This window comes from Chitinophaga filiformis, from assembly GCF_023100805.1.
Lineage (GTDB): Bacteria > Bacteroidota > Bacteroidia > Chitinophagales > Chitinophagaceae > Chitinophaga > Chitinophaga filiformis_B.
On the sequence record NZ_CP095855.1, the window covers coordinates 5,049,922 to 5,072,645 of the forward strand.

Annotated in this window: 17 protein-coding genes; 2 read left to right on the plus strand and 15 right to left on the minus strand. The window is 47.4% G+C overall.

Annotated features, from left to right (window positions below; genetic code table 11):
* Positions 1-153: 153 nt before the first annotated feature.
* The 9 genes from MYF79_RS19695 to MYF79_RS19735 form a co-directional block, all read right to left on the minus strand.
* A complete protein-coding gene (locus tag MYF79_RS19695) occupies positions 154-1,875 on the minus strand; it encodes a CocE/NonD family hydrolase (RefSeq protein WP_247809345.1) in 1,722 nt (573 codons plus the stop codon).
* Positions 1,876-2,099: 224 nt separating this feature from the next.
* Complete coding sequence (locus tag MYF79_RS19700; protein ID WP_247809346.1) at positions 2,100-3,011, minus strand: IS3 family transposase; 912 nt, start codon at positions 3,009-3,011, stop codon at positions 2,100-2,102.
* A gap of 23 nt (positions 3,012-3,034) precedes the next feature.
* Complete coding sequence (locus MYF79_RS19705) at positions 3,035-3,451, minus strand: hypothetical protein (RefSeq protein WP_247809347.1); 417 nt, start codon at positions 3,449-3,451, stop codon at positions 3,035-3,037.
* Between the two features lie 512 nt (positions 3,452-3,963).
* Positions 3,964-5,493: a RagB/SusD family nutrient uptake outer membrane protein gene (locus MYF79_RS19710; protein ID WP_247809348.1), complete on the minus strand. Its 1,530-nt coding sequence runs from the start codon at positions 5,491-5,493 to the stop codon at positions 3,964-3,966.
* Positions 5,494-5,517: 24 nt separating this feature from the next.
* The gene (locus tag MYF79_RS19715) at positions 5,518-9,072 is read right to left on the minus strand and encodes a SusC/RagA family TonB-linked outer membrane protein (RefSeq protein ID WP_247809349.1); all 3,555 of its coding nucleotides are present in this window, start codon (positions 9,070-9,072) and stop codon (positions 5,518-5,520) included.
* Positions 9,063-10,034, minus strand: coding sequence for a FecR family protein (locus MYF79_RS19720; RefSeq protein WP_247809350.1), 972 nt, complete (start codon positions 10,032-10,034; stop codon positions 9,063-9,065). Before MYF79_RS19720 ends, MYF79_RS19715 begins: the two co-directional genes overlap by 10 nt.
* Before the next feature lie 15 nt (positions 10,035-10,049).
* Positions 10,050-10,655, minus strand: a complete 606-nt coding sequence (locus MYF79_RS19725) for an RNA polymerase sigma factor (RefSeq protein ID WP_247809351.1) — start codon at positions 10,653-10,655, stop codon at positions 10,050-10,052.
* Positions 10,656-10,788: 133 nt separating this feature from the next.
* On the minus strand, positions 10,789-11,988 hold the full coding sequence (locus MYF79_RS19730) for a GTP-binding protein (RefSeq protein ID WP_247809352.1): 1,200 nt from the start codon (positions 11,986-11,988) through the stop codon (positions 10,789-10,791).
* A gap of 270 nt (positions 11,989-12,258) precedes the next feature.
* Positions 12,259-12,426, minus strand: coding sequence for a hypothetical protein (locus MYF79_RS19735; RefSeq protein WP_247809353.1), 168 nt, complete (start codon positions 12,424-12,426; stop codon positions 12,259-12,261).
* 197 nt (positions 12,427-12,623) lie between these two features.
* Here MYF79_RS19735 and MYF79_RS19740 point away from each other — a divergent pair, with 197 nt between their 5' ends.
* Positions 12,624-14,087, plus strand: a complete 1,464-nt coding sequence (locus MYF79_RS19740) for a S8 family peptidase (protein ID WP_247809354.1) — start codon at positions 12,624-12,626, stop codon at positions 14,085-14,087.
* A 110-nt stretch (positions 14,088-14,197) separates the two neighbouring features.
* Here MYF79_RS19740 and MYF79_RS19745 read toward each other — a convergent pair whose 3' ends face one another.
* The 4 genes from MYF79_RS19745 to MYF79_RS19760 all read right to left on the minus strand — a co-directional run bounded on the left by MYF79_RS19745 (position 14,198) and on the right by MYF79_RS19760 (position 18,404).
* Positions 14,198-14,905 carry a LytR/AlgR family response regulator transcription factor gene (locus tag MYF79_RS19745; RefSeq protein ID WP_247809355.1) on the minus strand — a complete coding sequence of 236 codons (708 nt, stop codon included), beginning with the start codon at positions 14,903-14,905 and terminating at the stop codon, positions 14,198-14,200.
* Positions 14,877-15,965: a sensor histidine kinase gene (locus MYF79_RS19750; protein WP_247809356.1), complete on the minus strand. Its 1,089-nt coding sequence runs from the start codon at positions 15,963-15,965 to the stop codon at positions 14,877-14,879. Before MYF79_RS19750 ends, MYF79_RS19745 begins: the two co-directional genes overlap by 29 nt.
* Before the next feature lie 17 nt (positions 15,966-15,982).
* Positions 15,983-17,209 (minus strand): acyltransferase family protein, encoded by a 1,227-nt coding sequence (locus MYF79_RS19755; protein ID WP_247809357.1) that lies wholly within the window; start codon positions 17,207-17,209, stop codon positions 15,983-15,985.
* A gap of 514 nt (positions 17,210-17,723) precedes the next feature.
* Entirely contained in the window at positions 17,724-18,404 is a 681-nt protein-coding gene (locus MYF79_RS19760; RefSeq protein WP_247809358.1) for a hypothetical protein, read from the minus strand.
* A gap of 112 nt (positions 18,405-18,516) precedes the next feature.
* On the opposite strand from MYF79_RS19760, the gene MYF79_RS19765 reads away from it, so the two are divergent.
* Positions 18,517-19,866: a sigma-54-dependent transcriptional regulator gene (locus tag MYF79_RS19765; protein ID WP_247809359.1), complete on the plus strand. Its 1,350-nt coding sequence runs from the start codon at positions 18,517-18,519 to the stop codon at positions 19,864-19,866.
* On the opposite strand, the gene MYF79_RS19770 is transcribed toward MYF79_RS19765, so the two are convergent.
* Both MYF79_RS19770 and MYF79_RS19775 read right to left on the minus strand, forming a co-directional pair.
* The gene (locus MYF79_RS19770) at positions 19,857-21,617 is read right to left on the minus strand and encodes an OmpA family protein (RefSeq protein ID WP_247809360.1); all 1,761 of its coding nucleotides are present in this window, start codon (positions 21,615-21,617) and stop codon (positions 19,857-19,859) included. The two genes, MYF79_RS19765 and MYF79_RS19770, sit on opposite strands and share 10 nt — an antisense overlap.
* 96 nt (positions 21,618-21,713) lie before the next feature.
* On the minus strand, positions 21,714-22,712 hold the full coding sequence (locus MYF79_RS19775) for a type IX secretion system membrane protein PorP/SprF (protein WP_247809361.1): 999 nt from the start codon (positions 22,710-22,712) through the stop codon (positions 21,714-21,716).
* Positions 22,713-22,724 lie beyond the last annotated feature (12 nt).

The window sequence follows — 22,724 nt, forward strand, 5'->3', positions numbered from 1 at the left end:
ACAAACTACACCTCCTCCCAGGAAGAATTTTGTTAAATGGATCAAGCGTATTGGCTTCTGGGGTTTCATCTTCTTCCTGCTCAAAGGCCTTCTGTGGCTCGCTTTGGGTTACTACGTCCTTAAATAACTGGCACTCATGATAAGTATAACCCGCTACATGACAGGTACACTGAAATAGGACTCAGGATAAAATTTCAGTTCCTGCAGTAATGTATCCAGCAGGGTCTGTTGACTCACATCCTTTGCGGCCCCGTAATTCTTTTGCCAGTACAGGTTTGACGCAGGGCTGATGGTCATCACGATACGACTGCCCTTTTTCAGCTGTTTACAGATCCAGGGAGTATCATCCAGTGTGATGTGATGTACTTCATGTTCCTTCCAGTAAACAGGTGTTGTTTTATCGATACTTAAAGACAAGCGTTGCACAGTATGCGATAGCGGCCATTTTTTCCCTTCCGCATCAATTTCCCACCAACTGATCATGATATCTGCATCGGGCGTACCTGACGACAACCAAAGATCGGCGGTAACCGATCCGTTCATGATCATATCCTCTTTCAAAGGCGCGGTACTGAAAGTGAGCAGGTATTTCTTTCTGAAAACGGCTTCAGAGATGATGGAACTGGCGCCGTCATAGATCAGGATCGTATCGTCAACAGGATCTGCAGCATCATAAGAGAATACCAGCGGCCTACCATTTCTTTTCTTTGTGTGTAAAGTCTCACCCGACTTCGCGGGCAAATAGAACGAGAGGGTGTCCCTGTTCATTTTCTCTATCGAAGGAAAATAATGCCACTTGTTCTCTCCCATCGCAAATACCGCGATCCTGTCCTGCAGGAATGCAGGTTTCTTCCCCCCTTTCAGCGTGTAGCTGAACCAGTCCAGCACCAGCTGCCGCTGATCCACCATGGCCACCGTATCGATATGGTAAGGTGGAATAAAATTCCTCCGCGGCCCACCCTGTCCGCCGGCATGGTCAAAGGGCCCGATAAAAAGATAGTGCCGGTTCACCCCATCCTTAGGGCCATACCGGTTATGCATATTGTAATAATGCATAGCGCCCCGCTGATCGTCGTCAAAGAAACCGGTAGTGGTCAGGATGGGAATACCGATCCGCGAGAACTCCTCTGCTGTAGGCGTCATCCTTTGCCAGAAGTCGTCGTATCCGGGATGCGTGATCCAGCGCTGAAAAACTGTATCCATACCGCTGCCCTCCAGGGAGTCCAGTTTATTGAACGGCAGTCCCCGCAAGAGGTACTCCGTATTAAGATCCTTCCATTTCTGCTGATTTGTGAACGTAGCCATGTCCATGTAACGGTTATTCCTCACCAGCTTCAGCCATTGCAGGCAATAGGTCAGAAATATACCTCCGGGATTAGGGTAATCAATACCCGGCCCTACCGCCACCTGTGGTACAATGGTCTTCAGCGCAGGATGTACCTTTTTCATCGCAGCCCATTGTGCAAATCCCAGGTAAGAGCCGCCGTACATACCTACCTTCCCGTTACACCAGGCCTGTTTACTGACCCAGTCGATGATCTCGTAATTATCTGCCGCGTCATTCTCCAAAGGATAAAAACTTCCCCCCGAATGGAGCTTTCCCCGGTTATACACAAAAACGCCTGCATAGCCGCTATCTGCCACGAACTGTGCCCGGGCAGTATCATTGCCCATCGGGTAACAACTGATCCTTAAAACAGCCGGTAAAGGCCATTTAGCATCCTTCTGGTACACCAGCATACAGCTCAGTATCGTACCATCCTTTAAAGGGACCTGTAAACTGCTGTCAGTGATATACTGCTTCGTTTGTGCGGAAAGTGGGCTACAAGGAAAGATAAAAAGGGTTAAGGAGATGAACAGCAAACATTTACGCATAGCTTAGATTTGGTTGAATCAAGGGAGTAGGTTTCCCCGATTTCAATATAGTGAAAAGATAATACAAAAAGCAAGGAAGCGGTCTTTTTTTGGGGTGCTGATTGGGGATACAAATACCGCTTTGATTGTCTTATCCTGGTATAGGTTTACACTTTTGGTGAGATAATCCGTTTGAATTTTACAATATTAAAAGATAATCCTAAAAAGGTTGTTTTCTTTAGATTTTAGTCCTGGATCAGGTTGACAGTATCTGCTGTTAATCCTGATTTTGGACCATCTTTTTTCTTGGTTCGCCATCTCCTTACTAATTCCCCTTGTTTTGTATGTGCCTGATTCGGAGTCAGATAGTCGCAGCTTGTATGAGGCCTTTGTTCATTGTAGATGCGGATAGTCTCTGCTACTATAGCAGCCGCGGCTTCATAGTTTTTAAATAACCGGTCCAGGCCAAATTCTAACTTTAATATTCCATTTACTCGCTCAGCAATGGCATTTTCATACGGGTTGCCCTTCTCGGCCATACTAATGCCGACGTGACTATCATTAAGTAATTCTATGTAGTTTTTACTACAATATTGTGACCCTCTGTCAGAGTGGTGAATCAGGCTATATTTGATGGGATTCTTTATATCCGATAAAGCCATTTTTAAGGCCTCAATAGGCCCTTCGGCCTCCAGTGATGGATGTAAGCAATAACCGACGATTTTTCTTGAATAAGCATCAGTTATCAGGCTCAAATAACAGAACCGGGAGCCTACCAAAGGAAGGTAAGTAATATCACTAACCCACACCTGGTTAGCCTGACTAAGCTTCAGCTCTTTAATCAGATTAGGATATTTTTTGAAGGGATGATTAGAATCGGTAGTCCGTATTTTCTTACGTTTTCTTTTACGGACAAGCATTCCATTTTCAGCCAACAGATTGAAAAATCGATCCCTGCCTAATTTAATTTTATGATGTTGAAGAGTTTGTGAAAGCATTCTATGAAGTTTTCTGGCGCCCAGTCGCTTTTGTGAAGCTCTGATTTGCTCCGCTTTGTCAAGAACGATGGCCATTTCCAGGCCAAATTGATGATCGCTGTTTTTCCGCTTATAAAAAGCTTGTCTGCTTTTACCAAACAGTCCGCAAACATTACCCAAATCCTTGTCCGGATAATGTTCTTTTACTCTGCAGACGGCTTGGTACCAGGCTTTTTTTGGATCTCAATATTAAATTGTTCTTCAGCAACTTCGATCATTGTCTGAAAAGCAAATGCCTTTAAATTGGCATGTTCCAGCTTTTTACGGAGTTCTTCATTTTGCTTTCTTAAAGCATCAAACTCCTTTTTTTCCTGTTCTGTCATGGCCGTAGATATTATGGGTTTTTCCAAAGTCGTTTGCCTAAGTTCGGAAGAAAAAAGAGAGTACCAATAAGCTATTTGTGGTTTAGTGATCTTATAACGAGCTGCGACCTGGCTCATGCTTTGGTCTCCGGCCATGTAATCGGCTACGACTTTGTTCATGAACGACTGCTCATATTGGAACTGTGGTCCCAGGCGTCCCTTGCGTCCACCTTTGTTCTGATTGTTTGAATTTTGCATGTTTTACACTTTTTAAGGTGTAAACCTATTTCAGGACCTGACAGATACCGCTTTGATACCGCTAATCTTACGTTAATCTTACGTCCGTGAACGTAAGATTAACGTAAGATTAGCGGTATCAAAGCGGTATCTGGACGGTAAAAAAGCGGCAAAAAGTCCTTCCATTTTCGCTTTAATACACCGCTTGTCAAATGCGCCTGATTGGGTGTCAAATCAATACGGGAAAAGCACTAAAATGTTCGGCATCCGTCTTAGTCTAAACGTTATTCTGTTACACAGCGGGCAATATCTTCTGAGGCCGCGCATAAGTAGCAACGGTTTCAGATGGGAATCGCCGGCCTTAGTTGTTCGAAGCATGTTCATAGGATTGACAGGAGTTTCATGCTTATTCAACAGCCCACACGATTCTTAAAGCCTGATAGCACGCAGCTTCGAAGAACTACAGCCAGAGATCCCTTACTGAAACCGGGCTACTTAGCGCTAAGCGCCCCCTGTTACATTCATCTATCGTATTAATATCCTGTATTCTGATACATTTTTACAGGATCAAGTTTGTACTCGTCAAACGGGATCGGATAATACCGGTCTTTCGTTGTGAAATTGCTCAGCTTCGCAATACCAAAGGACGCCTGGTCTTTTGCATGGAAATAATCCACCAGCTCCTGGGTGCTGAAGGCGCGTAGCAGATCAAACCAGCGGTGATTCTCGAAAGCCAGCTCTATGCGGCGCTCGTGCAGGATGGCCAGTTTCAGCGTAGGGAATTTTGCACTATATGCCGCATCCTGCATGGCAGTGGCATAAGCCGGCATACCAGCCCTTTCACGCACCATATCCAGGAATTGAACAGCCGTCGCATTATCGCCCAGGTACATGTTCACCTCCGCCAGCATCAGGATAACATCTGCATAACGGATCAGGATGAAGTCGTTACCGCCATAGCCATTCTTGCCTGCCGCATCGCTGACATCACGGAATTTGGTGATATACCAGTCTTTTACGTTGCTGGCATTGGCGAAGTGCACCGAGAAATCCTTTCTCAGGTCATTGGCCTCATATTCGTTGATCAGGTCAGCAGTTACATTACCGCCCACGCCACTGGCTGTTTTTTGTGAGTTGATGGTTTCGCCGTTCGCCTGGTTATTGGCGGCTATACCGGACGAGTAAGTGGCATCACCCTGTTTGTACACGATCTGCAGGATCAGCTCAGGACAGGTGCTTTTCTTGTCTACACTGAAAACATCAGTGTAAGGGATGTCTTTCAGTGCGCCAAACTTACGCATGTCGTAACAAGCCATCAGGTACTGTTTTGCCTTGGCCAGGTTTTCATCGCGCTTACCATTGGCGATGGTAGTTGCCATGGTCAGGTATACCTGTCCCAGCAATGCGTTGCCTGCGGCCTTTGACACCCTCCCGATATTAGCGCCCGTCTGGAAATCGGGCAGAGGGCTGTTCACCACATCCAGCAGATCGGCTACGATCTGGCTGTACACGGCGGTATCTTTTGAACGGAAAGTATTTGCCCTTACCTCATCCAGGCTCAGTTGTTTTGTTACCAAAGGCACATCCCCCCATTTACGCACCATGTGGAAATAGACCAGTGCACGCAGGAACTTCGCTTCTGCAGCATACCCTTTCTTCGTATCCTCGCTGGCAAACGTCACTTTGTCGATATTGGACAATACCAGGTTGGCCCGGGAGATCACCTGGTACATATCCACCCAGTGGGACTTCAGGTAGGTATTGCTCGGCAGCAGGGAGAAATCGCCAAACTGGAAAGGCTCGCCGGCGTTCGACTGGTTGTCGTTACGGCCGGTATTGTCAGAGCGTTCTTCCGAAAATAATCCGCTGCCTTCACCGAGTGCGTTGTTGCTTCTCAGGGCCTGGTACACACCGTTCACGGCCAGCAGTACATCGTTCTCTGTCTGGAAATAATTGCCTACCGTCTGACTGTTAGGGTCTGTCTGGTTCAGGAAATCCTTGTTACAGGCGGATGTTGCCAGCACAGCGGCAAAACCCAGTATCATTGATATGTTCTTCTTCATTTTTTTTGTTTAAGCGTCAATAGATCAGAAACCTAGTTTTACACCGGCATTGTAGGCACGAACCAGCGGATACATTCCATAGTCAACGCCTGGCGCCAGGTTGGGATTAGTGCTGTTGCCGTTAAAATCCACTTCCGGATTATATCCTTTGTATTTGGTGATCGTGAATACGTTGTCTACACTCGCAAATATTGTTGCTTTTGATACCCCCAGTTTTTCCTGCAATCCACGGAACTTAAAGTTGTAGCCCAGTACGATATTGGTACATCTGAAATAAGACGCATCCTGCAGGTAGAAGGTAGAGAGACGGGTACTGTTACTCTGCGTACCGGCGCGGGAAGCACGGTATACTTTACCATTGCCCGGCTGACTAACAGAACGGAAACGGTTCACAACGTCAGCATACTGGTTGCCGGAACCTTCCATGTTGTACAGGTAGTAATCCTGGCCGTCCAGTACCTGGTTGCCATAAGATCCATTAAAGGAAGAAGAGAAGTAAAAGTTCTTATAGGTTGCCGACAGGTTAAAACCGTAAGTGAATTTCGGATAAGGATTGCCGATCACATCTTTGTCTGCATCATTCACCACATGATCGCCGGTCTTGTCGTAGAAATAAAGATCTCCCGGATGTAAAGGGTTTGAGCTGGAAGCAGATGGCGCCAGTGTTTTGTAATTAGCTTCCGTTGCCACGCCCAGTACCCTGAACCCGTAGAACATACCTACCGGCTGTCCTGCCTGTGTAATGTGGGTCAGGTAAGAACGCTCCGCACCTGCTGTCAGGATCGTATTCGCACCTCCCATATCCAGTACCTTGTTACGGTTCACGGAGATGTTGCCGGCGAAGTTCAGGTGAAAATCCTTTCCATCTACTACCCTTGCATCCAGCTGTAAGTCAACACCCCTGTTACGGATCTTGGAATCACGCAGGTTAGTCAGCACGGACGTTGCACCGGCAATGGCAGAGATGGGCTGGTTGAACAACAGGTTATAGGAATAACTGAGATAGTAGTTAGCGATCAGGTTCAGCCGGCCATTGAACAACCCGATGTCCAGTCCACCGTTATACTGTGAGGTAGATTCCCAACCGATCTTCGGATCTTTAATACCTCCGGCAAAGGTGCCTGTGTTTACCGTACCATTACCCAGTGGTACACCTGTGGGCGTACCCATTACCTGGATAGCGTTGTAGTTACCGATGTTATTATTACCACTCAGGCCCCAGCTGGCACGCAGCTTCAGCGTGGAATGCTGTCCTAACCAATCGTGGTAGAATGATTCATTGGAAATGTTCCAGCCGGCGGCAACGGAAGGGAAACTACCCCAACGGTTTTCCGGACCGAAACGGGAAGAGGCGTCTGTGCGGAAAGAAGCGGTCAGATAATAACGGCTATCATAGTTATAGTTGATACGTCCGAGGTAAGACATCAGCGTATAGGTGTACTTCGAAGCCGTTGTCAGTGTGAAAAGCGCCGCATCTGCACCTTTTGCATTCAGCTCCTGGATACGGTCGTCCTGGAATCCCTGGGCTTTTACCTCGAGGATATCGCCGCTTGTTTTCTGTATGGTGTAACCACCCAGTACATCTAATTTATGTTTGTTAAACTGTTTGCTGTAGTTGGCTGTGAATTCGCCCAGCTGATCGGTGATGCCGGTAGTCTTCGCCTTTGCGTTGGCAGCAGCTTTTGCCTGTGTAGAGTAAGGTGCATTCACCCCGCTACTCAGACTCGTCGGATAATAGTAGTCGTACTTCTCCGCATAGTTGGTCATACCCAGGTTGGCCTTCAATGACAACTCAGGTAACAACTGGTAAACAGCATAACCGTTATAGGTACTGCGATTGCCTTTACGACGGATGTTGATCTCCTTTGCTATTGCCAGCGGGTTTTCGAAGCTGTTGTAGCCATAGGTGGCCGACAGTGCAGCTACCTCATTCTTCACAATATTCCCCTTATCGTCGTAAGCACGGTAAGTAGGCAGCATCAGCAAAGCCGCCATTATAGGGTTATGATCCCAGCGGCCTTCCTCTGTTTCCCTGTTCTGGTTGTTGGTATAGGAAACATTCATCCCTGCTCTCAGCTTTGCATTGATCTGGCCGTCAATGTTCGCACGAAAGTTGATCTTCTTCACACCGGTGTTCAGGATAATACCGTCCTGGTTCTGATAGCCACCGCTGATATAATACTTCACATCCTTGCTGCCACCGGAGAATGACAGGTTGTGACGGCTGAATACCGCATTGCGGTACAGCAGGTCCTGCCAGTCCGTATTATATTTCGGCTTGATCATTTTCTGACTGGCGAAATCGTAGAAGGTAGGATCGATCTGAACAGAGTTAGCGTTACCCACCTTCGCAACACGGGTGGCATTGTCGTCAGAGAACATCGCATCCGTCCATTGGAGGCCTTTGTTCACTACCAGGTCCTGGTAGGAATTGTTCCTGCCATCGATCATCAGCTGTGCAAATTCGTCTGCATTCAACAATTTTACTTTCTTTGCCAGCTGGTTCACACCTGACTGAATATCATATTCAAACCTTCCTTTACCTTCCTTACCACGTTTGGTAGTGATCAGCACCACACCGCCCGCAGCACGGGAACCGTAAATGGCGGCAGAAGCGGCATCTTTCAGGATGTCGATAGATTCGATGTCTTCCGGGTTGATGTAAATATCATTATCCATAGGATAACCATCCACTACATACAGGGGGTTGGAACCGGCATTGATGGAACCGATACCACGTACACGGATCTTGGTGCTGGCATATGGAGCGCCGCTTACCTGCGACACCTGTACGCCGGCCACCTTACCTACCAGGGCCTGTCCTACGGAAGGAGATGTGAGGTTCAACTCGCTCGCCTTCACGCTCGAGATAGCACCGGTTACGTCACTTTTTCTCACGGACTGGTAACCAATGGCCACGATCTCTTTCAACTGGCTGTTCTGTACTTTCAGCTGCACATTAATCATGTTTTCGGCGCCAACTGTTATTTCCTGCTGTGCATAACCGATAAAGTTATATACCAGTACATCACCCGTATTTACGGCAATGGTGTATTTACCGCTGGCATCAGTGGTGGTATTTTTCTTCGTATTCTTCTCATGAATGCTTACCCCCGGTACCGGCTGATTGTTCTCGTCAGTCACCGTACCCGATATCACGATCGGTGTAGCAGCAACTGCTGCTACGGGCAGCACTGCTTTTTCCACTGCTTTTCTTTTTTCCACTTTCAGGAAGATATGGCTTTCGTCCACCTGCTTTACGGTCCCCTGGTAATCTTTCAGCAGTTCCTGGAATACGGTAGACAACATTTCATCATCTGCCTTGTAGCTCACCGGTTCCATAGCATTTATTGCGGCTGTATTGTAGCCAACGGAAAGGCCGGTCTTCTGCTCAATGAGCAGGAATACATCTTTAAGGGGCTGATGTTTTACGTTCAAACTGATACGCGCTTTGCGTACTGTAACAGTGACATACTGATTCTGCACATCATTGGCAAAACAGATCACATGAGCAAATAGAAATAAGACAAGCAGTCGCAACTGCCTCTTTGTTGTTGGCGCATTACATTTTATTCGCATGACGCAATATTGATTTTTATTTCATTGTTGTTTATGCTGTAAGAGATACCTGACAGCTGTTGTAGCAGCATGAGCGCCTTGTTCAGCGGTTCATTCTTCAATTGTAAAGTATAACGGCAGTTGTGTTTTGCCTTTCCGGTGAGCGTAATATGTGCATTGTATTGTCTTTCGAGTATTGTTGCTATCTCTTCGAGCGATGCCTGTTCAAAAAATAACCTGTTCTGTTGCCAGCCTGCAATGTCGTCCGCCTTACAAGGTTTCAGCACATGTTTCCCTGTCTGCGCTTCGTACGTCAGCAGCTGATCTTTCGTTACGCCGGGAGCCAGTATTGCTGTGCGGCCACGCTCCTGCTTTTCGATACGTACTTTGCCATTCAGTACCGCTACCTGCAAAGCATCATCCTCCGGGTATGCTTTCACATCAAAAGCAGTACCCAGCACTACGGTGCGGACATTGCCGGTACAGACTATAAATGGCTGCTTACTATTCTGTTTGATATCAAAGGTGCCCTGACCGCTAAATACCAGTTCCCTAACGCTATCGCCAAAATTGGAAGGAATACTGAGCGTACTGCCGGCATTCATGGTCAGTGTACTACCATCCGGCAGGGTCAGTTTCTTACGTTCTCCCTTTGCGGTTGTAATAGAAGAATAAGTAACAGGTGCCGGCGCCTTCATATAGAACCTGTATATGAAGAGCAGGCTGGTAAGGGCCACCAGCAGCACCGCGGCCGCGCTGAGCATGATGTATCTGAAAGATGTTCCCCTGCGTGGGAAGAGCGTATGCATGGCATTGACCACAGCTTTATCGGCGGCGGCTTTCATTTCCCCGGCATCAGGCAGCTCCTCAAAACTGTCGAACCATTGCCGGATACGGGTAGTTTCTTCCGGCGTACATTTACCGGCGCGATATTTTTCCAAGAGCGCTAAAAGCGCAGCTTTGTCTGACGATGATGTTCCCATTCATCAGTAAAGTCCTCAAAAGTGAAAAGTGGTACCGTTAAGGAATTGTAAACTCAATGTTACCAGTATGTAAACAAGCACCAGGAAGAAAGCAGCCAGGCGCAGCCGGATGCGTTTGAGTGCGAGGGAGAGATTGTTTTTGACGGTTTGTTCGGAGAGGCCGTATTCACGGGCTATTTCAGGGATGGATTTGGATTCCCAGCGACTGGATACAAATATCTTACGCATGGTTTCATTCATCCTGGAGATCTCTGTTTCTACTTCTTCCCTGATCTCTATAGATATCAGCTGATCTTCCACGGGGTATGTGCTGGGTTCGTCTTTTTCGAGTAAAATGGTTTGACGGGCCAGTATTTTTTTATTTTCTATCTGCCAGTCGATGATCGCATAGTGTACGGAACGCTTCAGGTAAGCGGCTATATTATTAATACTATGGCGGTTCTTCCAGCAGGAAATAAACACCTCCTGTAACAGATCTTTTGCATCATGTTCACTACGGATGCGCGTGTAGATATACTTGTACAGCTGTACATTATATCTATACATGATCGCCTCAAATGCTTTCTCATCGCCGGTTTGTGAAAGTGATAATAACTCCGCGTCTGTCAGGTTCTCTGTCATAATAGTTGGCAGCTATGCAGCACGAAATTATAAAGCGACCTCTTACTTATATGTTATGTTTACGTTAACTGGGGCAGATACAATAAGGGGCCAGCCAAAAGGCCAGCCCCGTTCCTTCATCATCTCTGTCAGGTTACAAGGGGAATTCATCGTTAAACGTTCCTCCTCTTTCCATTGTCAGCAGTTCCGCTTCATTACACAGACAATCTTCCAGTTCCCTTATAATAGTATCTTTATCGAGCCCCCTGCCAATGATGACAAGTTCATTGTGCCGGTCGCCAAAACGTTTGTCCCACCTGTCTTCGATCTCATCTTCATTATCCAGGAATGATGCATACTGTATCCTCTCCCCGTAAGGCATGCTGCTCCACCATACGCCCGCACGTTCTGCACGCAGGCTGCCACCGGCCTGGCTCCAGTTCAGGGCATCGTCTTTACGTGAAGCGAGCCAGAAAAGTCCTTTACTTCGGATGATATTGGAATGCCAGTCGTTGTTCAGATACTGCCAGAAGCGTTCGGGGTGAAAGGGTTTCCTGCTGCGGTATACAAAACTGCTGATGCCGTATTCGTCTGTTTCAGGCGTATGATGTGATTTGTTCAATTCTTCTATCCAGCCAGCACTCTGGCTGGTAGCTTCAAAATCAAAAAGGCGGGTGTTCAGTATATGTTGCAGTTCCACTTTACCAAAGGAAGCCGTTATTACACGCGCATTGGCATTCATCTTCCTGATCAGGGCCTGTAGCATGTTCAATTCTTCCACGGTAATAAGATCCGTTTTGTTCAGGATAATAACATTGGCAAATTCGATCTGATCTGTCAGCAGGTTCACGATCGTCCTGTAGTCGCCGTCCATATCAGTAACCTGCCTGTCCTGCAGCGTTTCAATACTGCTGAAATCCCGGAGAAAATTAAAACAGTCTACCACTGTAACAAGCGTATCAAGTCTTGACAGCTGGCTCAGGTCAATACCATTGGCTTCATCCTGGTAGCTGAATGTCTGTGCCACAGGCAAGGGTTCACTGATACCGGAGCTTTCAATCAGCAGGTAATCAAACCTTCCCTCCTTTGCCAGTTTTTCAACTTCCAGCAGCAGGTCTTCCCGCAGTGTACAGCAGATACAGCCATTGCTCATCTCTACCAGCTTCTCTTCCGTCCGGCTAAGGGTCTGTTCATTCTTTACCAGCTGTGCATCAATATTGACTTCGCTCATGTCGTTCACAATCACAGCTACTTTCAGTCCTTCCCTGTTGTGCAGGACATGATTGAGCAAAGTAGTCTTACCAGCGCCGAGAAAGCCACTCAGCACCGTAACAGGCAGTCTGTTCGGGATCATATATTATAGTTATTAAAATAGTAGGTCCGTACCGGGATAATAGGCACCCGGAAGCGTCTGTACAGCACTACTGTACTGCACCTTATAGTATTTGCATCTTTGTTGCAAATGTATACTATTTAGATGTAAAACCAAATCCTTCGTAAAAATGATTTTTGCTTTGCAAAGCACAGCGCTCGCCGTCAGCCTTCGTGCAGCGGAGTGGGTTATCAGGTAAGCGAAGTAAATTGAAAAGTCCTGCTGCGCAGTATTGACAGTAGTAATGTTGGTCTACTGGCCGATCAGTAAGCCTATCCCGGCCACCACAATCGTGAGGCCAATGGCGACCAGTCTGAAATGCCCCCAGGGCTTTGATTCAGTTTTAAATTTGAACGCCAGCCAGGTCCATAAAAGCCCTCCGGGAATCATCGCGAGGCCAATCCATTGTAAGTCGGTCATAGGAATAGGTAATAAATTAAACTGAATCAAAAATACCGGCCTAATATATAAAATATATAATAACCATCTCCCATCAGAGCTTTCCGAAAATGGGAGATCCCAACAATTTTCCGTAAATTAAGTTACCGGAATCCACGTATCAACAGCCACGTTATCTATCCAACAGTCAGGATTGTTAATTACCTAAAACGTAACAGATGAGAACCCCTTATTTTCTAATGGTGGGCCTAATCGTTATTCTGTCCACTTCCTGCCGGAAAACAACGACCCTTCCATTCACACCTCCACCGCCCAACCCACAGGAAATTATCCCCAAGTCGGCTATCAATGCATTCGTGCACCAGCAGCTGGAAACACATGGTTATTTTGATTGGAAAATGGCCAGCGATACCATGGTCTGGAGCGCATTGCTTCACGGGGATAGTATTTTATCCGTAGGGTATTCCACGACATCCGGCGCAGCCGGTATATTACAACTGATCGGGGAAAAGGAAGGCATTACTGCGAGACAGGACCAGCGCACTTCCACTGGCGACAAACTACGTTTCCTGAACGTACGTGTCAGTCATTTTGAAACCGTAAAGGCATTGCGCGCTTCTCCCATTGTGCGTTATGCAGAACCCATCGGGTATGGCGCATTTATGCGGGATATAAGCCCGAGAGACGCTGCGGCAGCCTCAGACATCCTCGCCTCCGGTTGCGGCTATAATTCGGCTAAAACAGACCTTGTAGCCGGGGTTGACTATACCGCGACCTCCCCCGCCGCAAAACTGTCCTGGAACTACCCCTATCACCGGGTAGAACAGGCCTGGCAGCGGGCCACCGGACAGCATATCAAAGTCATGATCATTGATACAGGTGTGAGTCCGCAGCAGGAGAACCTGGGCAGTGCCTTCAACCAGGGCTGGTCTGCCGGCAGGACCCTCCAAAAGGTGGGCACTTACTACAATGGTAGCCCTGACGATCCCTGCGGGCATGGTACCAGCATGGCCGGTGTACTGGCGGGGCCCCGGGGTACCGATGGCAATACAGCCGGGATTGCCTATAACTGTGACCTTATCACAGTGCATGCAGCGGAGAATGTAGTGCTGCTCTCCACGGATGCCATCAATGGCGTTACCAATGCCTATGTGCTGGGCGCTGACGATCCGGCCGTAAAGATCATCAGTATGAGCATGGGGACTATCTTCAGTTCCGGCCAGATCAAAGACGCGCTCAGTTATGCTTACAGTAAGGGCAAACTGATGTTCTGCGCGGCCGGTACTTCTACTTCATTCTTTGCCAGCTTTGTAGGCGTGATCTTCCCCGCCAATCAACCACAGGTGGTAGCGGTGACCGGTATGAAAGACAACCTGAAAGACAGGTGTGACGACTGCCATACCGGTAGCAAGGTGGATTTTGCTATCGTAATGCAAAAATCCTCTACCGGCAGGAATCCGCTCAGCATTGCCATGAGTGGGGATGTTCCTTCTACCGTAGGTGGTTCTTCTGTAGCAACAGCCAGCTGTTCTGCAATAGCGGCGCTTGTGTGGAGTAAGTATCCGGCCTATCCGCGTGATAGTATCATTGCGAGAATGGCCAGGGCCTCCAGCTTTGCCAACAACAGAAGCAGCAAATTCGGCTGGGGTATTATTAATGCGGATGCAGCAGTAGGCCTTTGATCCTCTTTTGAGGAAGATATTGCAATAGCCTATTGATCATCTTTTTGAGGCGACGTTATAGTTGGCAACTAATCATCTCTTTTGAGGAAAATGTCAAAGTTGGCGGCTGATCATCTTTTGAGGATCTTGTCCTGCAGGATGCGTTGCATGATCTCTTCCTTCTGGTAACGGGACACTGGTACCTGGTAACCGGAAAGGCCAAGCGTATTGCCTTCTATAGCATCTATCTTATCCACAGCGACGAGGTAGGACTTGTGTGGCTGGACAAATTTATCGGCCGGTAGCCGCTCCTGCAGCATTTTCAGCGTAAGGTGCGTGATCAGCTTTTTATCTTTCGTGTAGATGACGATGTAGTTCTCCATGCCCTCCGCAAACAGAATGTCTGCTATCACTACCTTTTCCAGTTTGTTGTCTACCTTGACGAAAAAGTATTCCTGCTGCGGTTTCACCTGCTGCTGCAGGCTGAAGTAGTCGAAAGCCTTATTAGCGGCACGCAGAAAACGGTCGAAAGAAACGGGTTTCAGCAGGTAATCCAACACCTCCAGTTCATACCCCTGCACCGCATACTTTTCGTAAGCGGTGGTAAAGATCACTTTCGGCGGATTAGCCAGTGTCTTCAGCAGGTCAATGCCTGAGAGGTAAGGCATTTCTATATCCAGGAATAACAGGTCTACCTGTTCCTGTTTAAGGAAAGTATTTAACTCTACAGCGCTTTCGCATACGGTTACAAGTTCCAGGAAATCTATCTGTCCGATGTAGCCTTGTAATCCTTTTCTTGCATAGGGCTCATCATCCGTGATGACGCATCTGATCTTCATCTTCTTCAGTTATTATGGTCTGATATACAACAGGTTCAGGTTCTATGGATAAGGCTACCCTGAAGGTACGCTCCGTCTTATTGACCTCAAAAGTGTGCTTTCCCGGGTATAGAAGTTCTAAGCGGCGTTTCAGGTTCTCCAGCCCTATACCGCCGGCTTTCACCGGCATGGTGATCCTGGGGATGGCATTTTCCACCACAAAGTGGATCCGCTTATTTTCCAGCGAAGCGGTTATATTGATCCAATATTCTCCGCCTACATACTTGAAGGCATTTTCCACGAGAGGGAAAAGCAAGAGGGGGTATACCTGCTGATCATACAGATCGGGCGACAACCGGAGGTTCAGTACCAGTTTGTCTGAGGCCCTTACTTTCTGCAGGTTGATAAAACTGTGCAGGTATTGTATCTCGTGCCGGATCGACACTGTTTGCTGTTGGTCGTACAACTGGTAACGCAGCAGTTCGGAGAACTGTTCCACACTTTTCTTGGCGGCATTGACATCTTCATCCATCTGGAAATAGATAGTATTCAGTGCATTAAAGATAAAGTGAGGATGCAACTGTGACTTCAGGAACTTCAGTTCTGCCTGTAGCTGGTTATTCATTACTTCCTGCAGCTTCACCCTATTATTGACATAAGCCTGCAGGAAAGTATTGCTTCGGCTTACGCCATAATAGATCAGTGAATACAACAGCGGGATCAGGTTAATATCCGCCACGTCATACCATTGCGCGCCGTCATCGGTAAACATAGCCAGGGGCAGAATAATAACATTCTGGAACAGGACCGTCATGAGGGTGATGGCGCCAAGTTCTTTCAATACCCTCTTCCTGTAATCGTCCATGTCTGCCCAATGTTTGTCAAAGTAGCGATACATGTAATGATGAACGCCTATCAGGAGATAACCAAATACGATGCAACAGCTGATCTCAAAGAGGTTCAATCCCAGGGGTCTCTTCCAGAACCGCATACCAGTAACAGTATCCAGCAAAAGCCGGATACTGAAATAGGTAACAAGACCATAAAGGGCCGGGAAATAATATCTACGGAAATTACTCATGCAATATGATTATTTCATTATGATACCGGTAATAAGCTGCTCTCTTCTACTGCTTCTTTCTCTGCCTGCTGTTGCTTTTTCTCCTTCGCTTTGGCCAGTGGCTTCATGCCGAATAAAAAGCGGCAAACCGGATAAGGTTTTATCAGCAAATGATAAATACCCATTGAGATGATAAAGGTGGTTATCACGATGAACAGGTATTTGGCGCCGATCGTATCCGTTGTCTGCACAACATAATATGCAAGGATAACAATAATTGTCTGATGTAAGATATAAAAAGGATAAACTGCCTGGTTGAGATAGTTGAGTGATCGATGCGGCTTATCCAGGTATTTTTTGCCATAACCGATAGCGGTCAGCACCCATGCCCATGCGCAGATAGCCTTTAATGCAATATACGCATAAGTACGCGGATCATGCTCCCAGTTAGCCAGCACGTCCCATGGCTGACGGTCATTCCAGCGGAAGTAATTGATGGCTATAATAGACAGCAGGGCAACCAGGAAGGAAGTACGCCTGTTATTTTCCAGGCTGTTCATCAGCGCAGGCTGTGCCATGCAGATGAAACCGGGCAACAGGAAACATAACCAGTAAAAGAAGTAACAATAATCATGTACCAGGTCGTTCGTTTCGGGATACTGCCTTGCCAGCGCTGCATAAAGTACAATGCCCGGCACAGTGAGCAGGTATACCCTTTTCCCCTTCTCCAGCCATTGCAGGGCGCTGCGGAAGCCAGCTCCTTTGGCAGAGATGATCCAAACAAACAACGGTGCAAAAACGATATCGTAGATCAGCAGGTAGACCACAAACCACAGGTGATGCCAGCTGAGGTTACCTTTGGGATAAGCGCCTGTGGTAAACATCTGGCTGTAAAATTGCCAGAAATTACCTTTAAAACCCTGTGTGACGCGTTCCAGATAGACCTGCGGAGGAACAATAACAAGGATGCCAAGGATGACTGGGATGAGCAACCTTCTGACGCGCAATCCGATAAAGCCGCCGCCTGTACGGCTTTGCAACATGAAGTAGCTGACGGTTCCGGAAATAAAGAACAGTAACGGCATCCGGAACAAGTGCAACCAAAGTATCATTTCGAGGAATAGATTACTGGTTTCCTTATTCCGGATATGCCATTCCAGTTCGGCTCCAAAAGGCATTGCAGAATGAAAGATCAATACGCCAAAGATGGCCAGAATACGCAGCCAGTCGAGATAGGCCTGTCTGGTAGTAGTATGAGTTTGCATAGCAGGATGTTTTATTCAAAAGTATCCCTGCCGGCATACCCGGTAAACTTTCTTTGACATATGGCAGACTTCCCAGGGTCAATAGCAATATTTACCCTGAAAAACATGCTGATTTCCGGTGTATAGAGATAATACTCTATCAGTGGTGATGGTTATAAACACCCAAAATAAGGTTCGTTGGATTAAAAACTCTGAGAATGTGGCAAGCTACAGGTCGCGGTTATGAAAAGTAATGTGGTATACAGCCGGAAGAGAGGATTTATTCGAAAAATGCGAAGAACCCGTTAGCCTGGTAAATGTATGGGAAATGATCCAATAAATCTAAATTATATTTCTATCCATTAATCTTATATAGGTAAAGCACTGTCATGAATGTTTTACATGATGAAGAACAGTACCGGCCGGGGCTGCTGACTAGTCCTTTTATTGGCACAACTCATACAAAGCAGTGTGGTGATGATTACAACAAATCTCATAAGTATCAGGATATCACGTAATAAATGTTTTCTTTTATTTACCGGAACAAGGGCGTGGAAAACCGTATAGACCTTAGCGCCTCAGCAGCATCATCTATATAGTGAGTGCTGATTGAATCCTGTTTATCTGTAATTAGTTTACACTCGAACCTTATATCAGTAAATCTCACATAAGTATCAGCCTTCAGCAAATAAGTATATCTTTTCGTTTCAGGATCATATTCACGTGTACCAAACACTTGTAATGGTCTGTCTCCTATTTTATAGGTAGTATCCAATACCGCACTTTTTCTTTCCGGCGGCCAGAATTTCATATTCTCTCTTTCATATTGATAAGATGACCTGTTCTGATACATGCCGGTTGTATCTATATTAGACCGCCGCCCCCTGGGAACAGGATGACCAAAAGGATTATAAATGATGGTAAGCTGATCAACTGAATCCACGGGGGATAGTAGACAGAGATCACATAGGTCCATTTTTATGGGAGTCGATTTAGGCTGGAACCGACACTTCATCTCATGGCAGGGCACGCAATCAGATTGATGCAGCCAGGCAAAACCTGTGTCATACCGCTCTGGCACATACATCGTCACCACGCCCAGACTATCCATCAACCTTACAGCCACTTTTCGTGAATGAGCAGGCACAAACTCGGATGTTGTCTCCTGATGACATGCCGCACAAAGCAGGACTAAAATAATTACAACAAATCTCATAAGTATCCGGAATAACCTCACAAGATGCTCAATTACCCTGACATTTCCCAATCAGACAAGGGTCAGGATATAACATCCCCAAGAATACGTAATTTTGCCGCCAAATGATCTTATGACCGGAACTGTCCTTATAATAGACGACGAAGAGAAGCTGCGCAGCCTGATGAAAAGGATTATTGCATTGGAAGGCTTTAATGTACTGGAAGCCGGCAATATTAAAAGTGCGCAGAAAATAATCGACAAAGAAGAAATTGATGTAGTGCTGTGCGATGTGAAACTGCCCGATGGTTCGGGTGTTGACTTCTCTAAAACGCTGAAAGAGAAATACCCCTCTATAGAAATCATCCTGCTGACTGCCTACGGCAATATCCCCGACGGCGTTCAGGCTATTAAGAACGGCGCCTTTGACTATATCACCAAAGGCGATGACAACAACCGCATCATCCCCCTGCTGAACAGGGCGATTGAAAAGGTACAGCTACAGAAACGCATTGAGAAGCTGGAAAGGCAGGTGGGCAAGAAGTACAGTTTTGACAGTATCCTCGGCACCTCCCGCCCTATCCGCGACGCTATAGAGCAGGCCAACAAAGTAGCTCCTGCCGATACTACCGTACTGCTGCTGGGTGAAACCGGTACCGGCAAAGAAGTATTCGCACAGGCTATTCATAATAATAGTAAGCGGGCTGGCAAACCCTTCGTTGCCCTCAACTGCAGCGCCTTTAGCCGGGAACTGCTGGAAAGTGAGCTTTTCGGTTACAAGGCGGGCGCCTTCACCAATGCCAACCGCGATAAAAAGGGCCTCATAGAAGAGGCCAATACCGGCACCATTTTCCTGGACGAAATCGGGGAAATGCCGGCAGATCTTCAGAGCAAGCTGCTCAGGGTCCTGGAAACCAGTGAATTCATCAAAGTAGGCGATACGAAGCCCACCAAGGTCAATGTAAGGATCATTGCGGCTACTAACCGCGACCTGAAAGAAGAGGCCGAAAAAGGGCATTTCCGTGAAGATCTGTACTATCGTCTGAACGTCTTCGCCATTACCCTGCCACCGCTGAGAGAGCGGAAGAAAGACATCCCCGCACTGACAGAATTCTTTGTAGGTTTCTTCTCCGCCAAGATCAATCAGCGCAGGCCACAGATCACGCCTGCCTTCATCGAAAAACTGCAGCTTCATGAATGGAAAGGCAACATCCGCGAACTGAAGAATGTGCTTGAAAGAGCGGTGATCCTTGCAGGAGGCGCCGATCTGTCCGTAGAACATCTCCCCCTCGATCTCCAGGTAGCAGACAAACCGACCACGGGACTTTCATCCTTTGATCTTGCCAGTGTGGAGAAGCTGCATATTATCAAGGTATTACATCATACCAGGAACAATAAAACCGAAGCCGCCCGCCTGCTTAATATCGGCCTGGCCACCCTTTATCGTAAGATCGAAGAATACGGGATCAACACTCAGTTATAAACCACCCGCAGTGTCGTCCTTCTGTTCTCCCTGTGTTCAGTCTCTCCGCAAGGCACATCATTTCCGCAGGGATTGACCAGTTCCTTTTCTCCAAGGTTCTCATAATAGAGCCTGCGGGCTGCGACGCCCTTTTTGATAAGGTAATCTATAACGGCATAACAACGCAGGGCCGACAACTTGATATTATACTCGTCCGTACCGCGGCTATCCGCAAAAGAACGTATCATCAGTTTCCAATGAGGGTATTGTTGTAATACCACCGCTACCCTATCCAGCATTTCTCTCGATTCCGTTAGTAGAATGGCGCTGTTATAGTCATAGTGAAAACGGAGCTCCTGCAGTTTGTGCACCACTGCACTGTCTGTCGGACTAAGTACCGGTTTGCGGGGAGTGTTGTCGGCAACCGTTTTTTCCGGTGCTTTAGTGGTATTATCAGGAACTGGCGCCGGCACAGGTGGTTTTCCTGCATCAGGATCAGTCAGTTTTTCGGTGAAATGCGTTTCCAGGAAATGATAGATATCGTCTCCGCCTCCCCCGCCGTGGCGATTGGAAGCGAAATAGCCTTCATAGTTATTGCCTTTCATAATGAAACCCAGATCGTCTGCGCCGGAGTTCAAAGGACTACGGAGGTTACGGGGCTGGCTCCATGTACCGGCACTTCCTTCTGCCCTGAAAACATCAAAGCCTCCCATGCCGGGATGCCCTTTGCTGGAGAAGTAAAGTACATCCTGCTCATTGATAGTAGGAAAAGTCTCATCGTACCGGGTATTGATAACAGGCCCGCAGTTGACAGGTGTACCCCACTGGTTGTTGGCCTGGCGTTCACTATACCAGATATCCATTTTACCTATACTGCCCGGTCTGTCGGATACAAAATAGATAATGCTGCCTATGCTGTTCAATACGGCATTGCCTGTATAGCTACCCGCAACATTCAGTGTTGTAACAGGCGCCAGCGGCGACCACTGGTCCCCTTTCCTGAAAGACCAGTAAAGCGACATCAGGCGGCGTCCGTTCACTGGTCCTTTCTTCTTCTTATCCGCCATGTCCTTATTGTCTGCATTCAGCGTGACATAGATGGTATCCTTCCTGTTGTTATAGCAGACAGGCCCCACATGAAAGGGCAGTTTACCCAGGAGGTCAGGCAATATCTCTTCCAGGAAAGTATTCGCCCTGCTACCGGGAGCATATTCCCTGAAAAGATATGGTTTGAAGTAGGGTTGATTTACCCTTGGGTCCATATCAGGATTTCGCTCTGAGCCCGTCGTCAGCGCCATTTTACGATACCCGTTGGATTCCAGCAGAAGGCCCTCCTTTACCACTCCGCTTACCCAGTCGTCGCCTACAGTGCTCAGCTCCTTGATATTTTCCAGCGCATAGGTTGCCACGGTATCTTTCTTCCAGAGCAGCGCACTGTCGCAGCCCGCGATGGCCATATTCTTCCACCGGACCTCATCTGCATTAGCCGGATTGAAACGGGACAGGTATAACCTGGCCGTATCATACTCTCCCAGGTTCTTCTGTATCTCACCATATGCAGCCATGATAGACGAAGGGCAACCAGGATGTTCGATCATACGCATATACCAATACCCCGCTTCTGCAAACCGGGCCGTTTCCCGGTAACACTGCGCCGTCTTTTCCAGTAATCTGAGCGGCGCCCTTTTGCCTTTCTTGTTGGCCAGCCGCGCATACAGGTTGGCAGCAACAGCGTATTCTTCACGAACAAATGCTTCATCCCCCAATTCCATGAGGCTTTTTTCCTCCTGCCCATATAAAAGCACGGGGCAACAAAGTAAAACGATCAACTTAACGAACCAGCAACGTAACATATGTAATCCCCCCTTTTAAAAATAACGTGGACTTGATGTACTGAACTTCTTCTGCGGGAATAAAATGCCTATTGATATTTCATGCGATCCTCCCTGTGTTCCCGCGAGTTCATTGATATTTAAATCATACGCATAACCTATGCGCCATTTTCCTCCAATATAGTATTCCACAATGGCGCTGGCTGCATTCAGCGACTCCAGGCCATTGGGTAATTGTTTCTTCCAGACAGGAACAGCGGTGCGGAAAGAACCACCTATCCAGAATACCCTGTCGATCAGCAGCATGGCATTCACATCCAGGTTGGTCGGTCCCTTAAAATCATCCTTGATCATCAGGGATGGTTTCAGCTGCAGGTGTTCGGACAAAGGCAGCATGACACCTGTAGTCAGGTAGATATGCTGCGACTTCCGGATATTCTGATAATTAAATCCCTTCCAGGCGTACTTCGTACTGGTATACCTGCTGAACAGGTCCATTACTGAGAGACCTGCATAAAATGAAGGCGAGCTGTAATAGATGCCAAACCTCGCATCGGGTGTATAGGCGTTTACGCTGCCTCCGGGGAAAACGGGATCGTCATTATCAAAGTATGCCAGGGTATTCCCTTCCAGGTGATATTGCGTCACGCCTACTGCCAGCCCAAAACTTAAACGGCGCGTCTGTTCAGCATCCAGGGGAATGCGGTAGGCATAGGAGCCGTAAAGGGAATAAGACTTCTGCGGCCCTACCATATCTGCCATCAACTGTACCCCAAGTCCGATACCCGCTCCTGTTCTGAGAGGGCGGAAAGGGCCATCATAGGAAACCCCACCAGTAACCGGCGCACCGGGAAAACCCGTCCATTGCTTCCGGTAAATGGTGTTAAGATACCAGGCGTCTTTATAACCCGCATAAGCAGGATTTACACTCAGTCCGTTAAATACATACTGGCTGAATTGTACATTCTGCTGAGCACCAGCCCGCAAGCCGGCCATGATCAGTAATCCCGTATACAATCCTTTTCTTAAGCACATAACTGTTCGTTT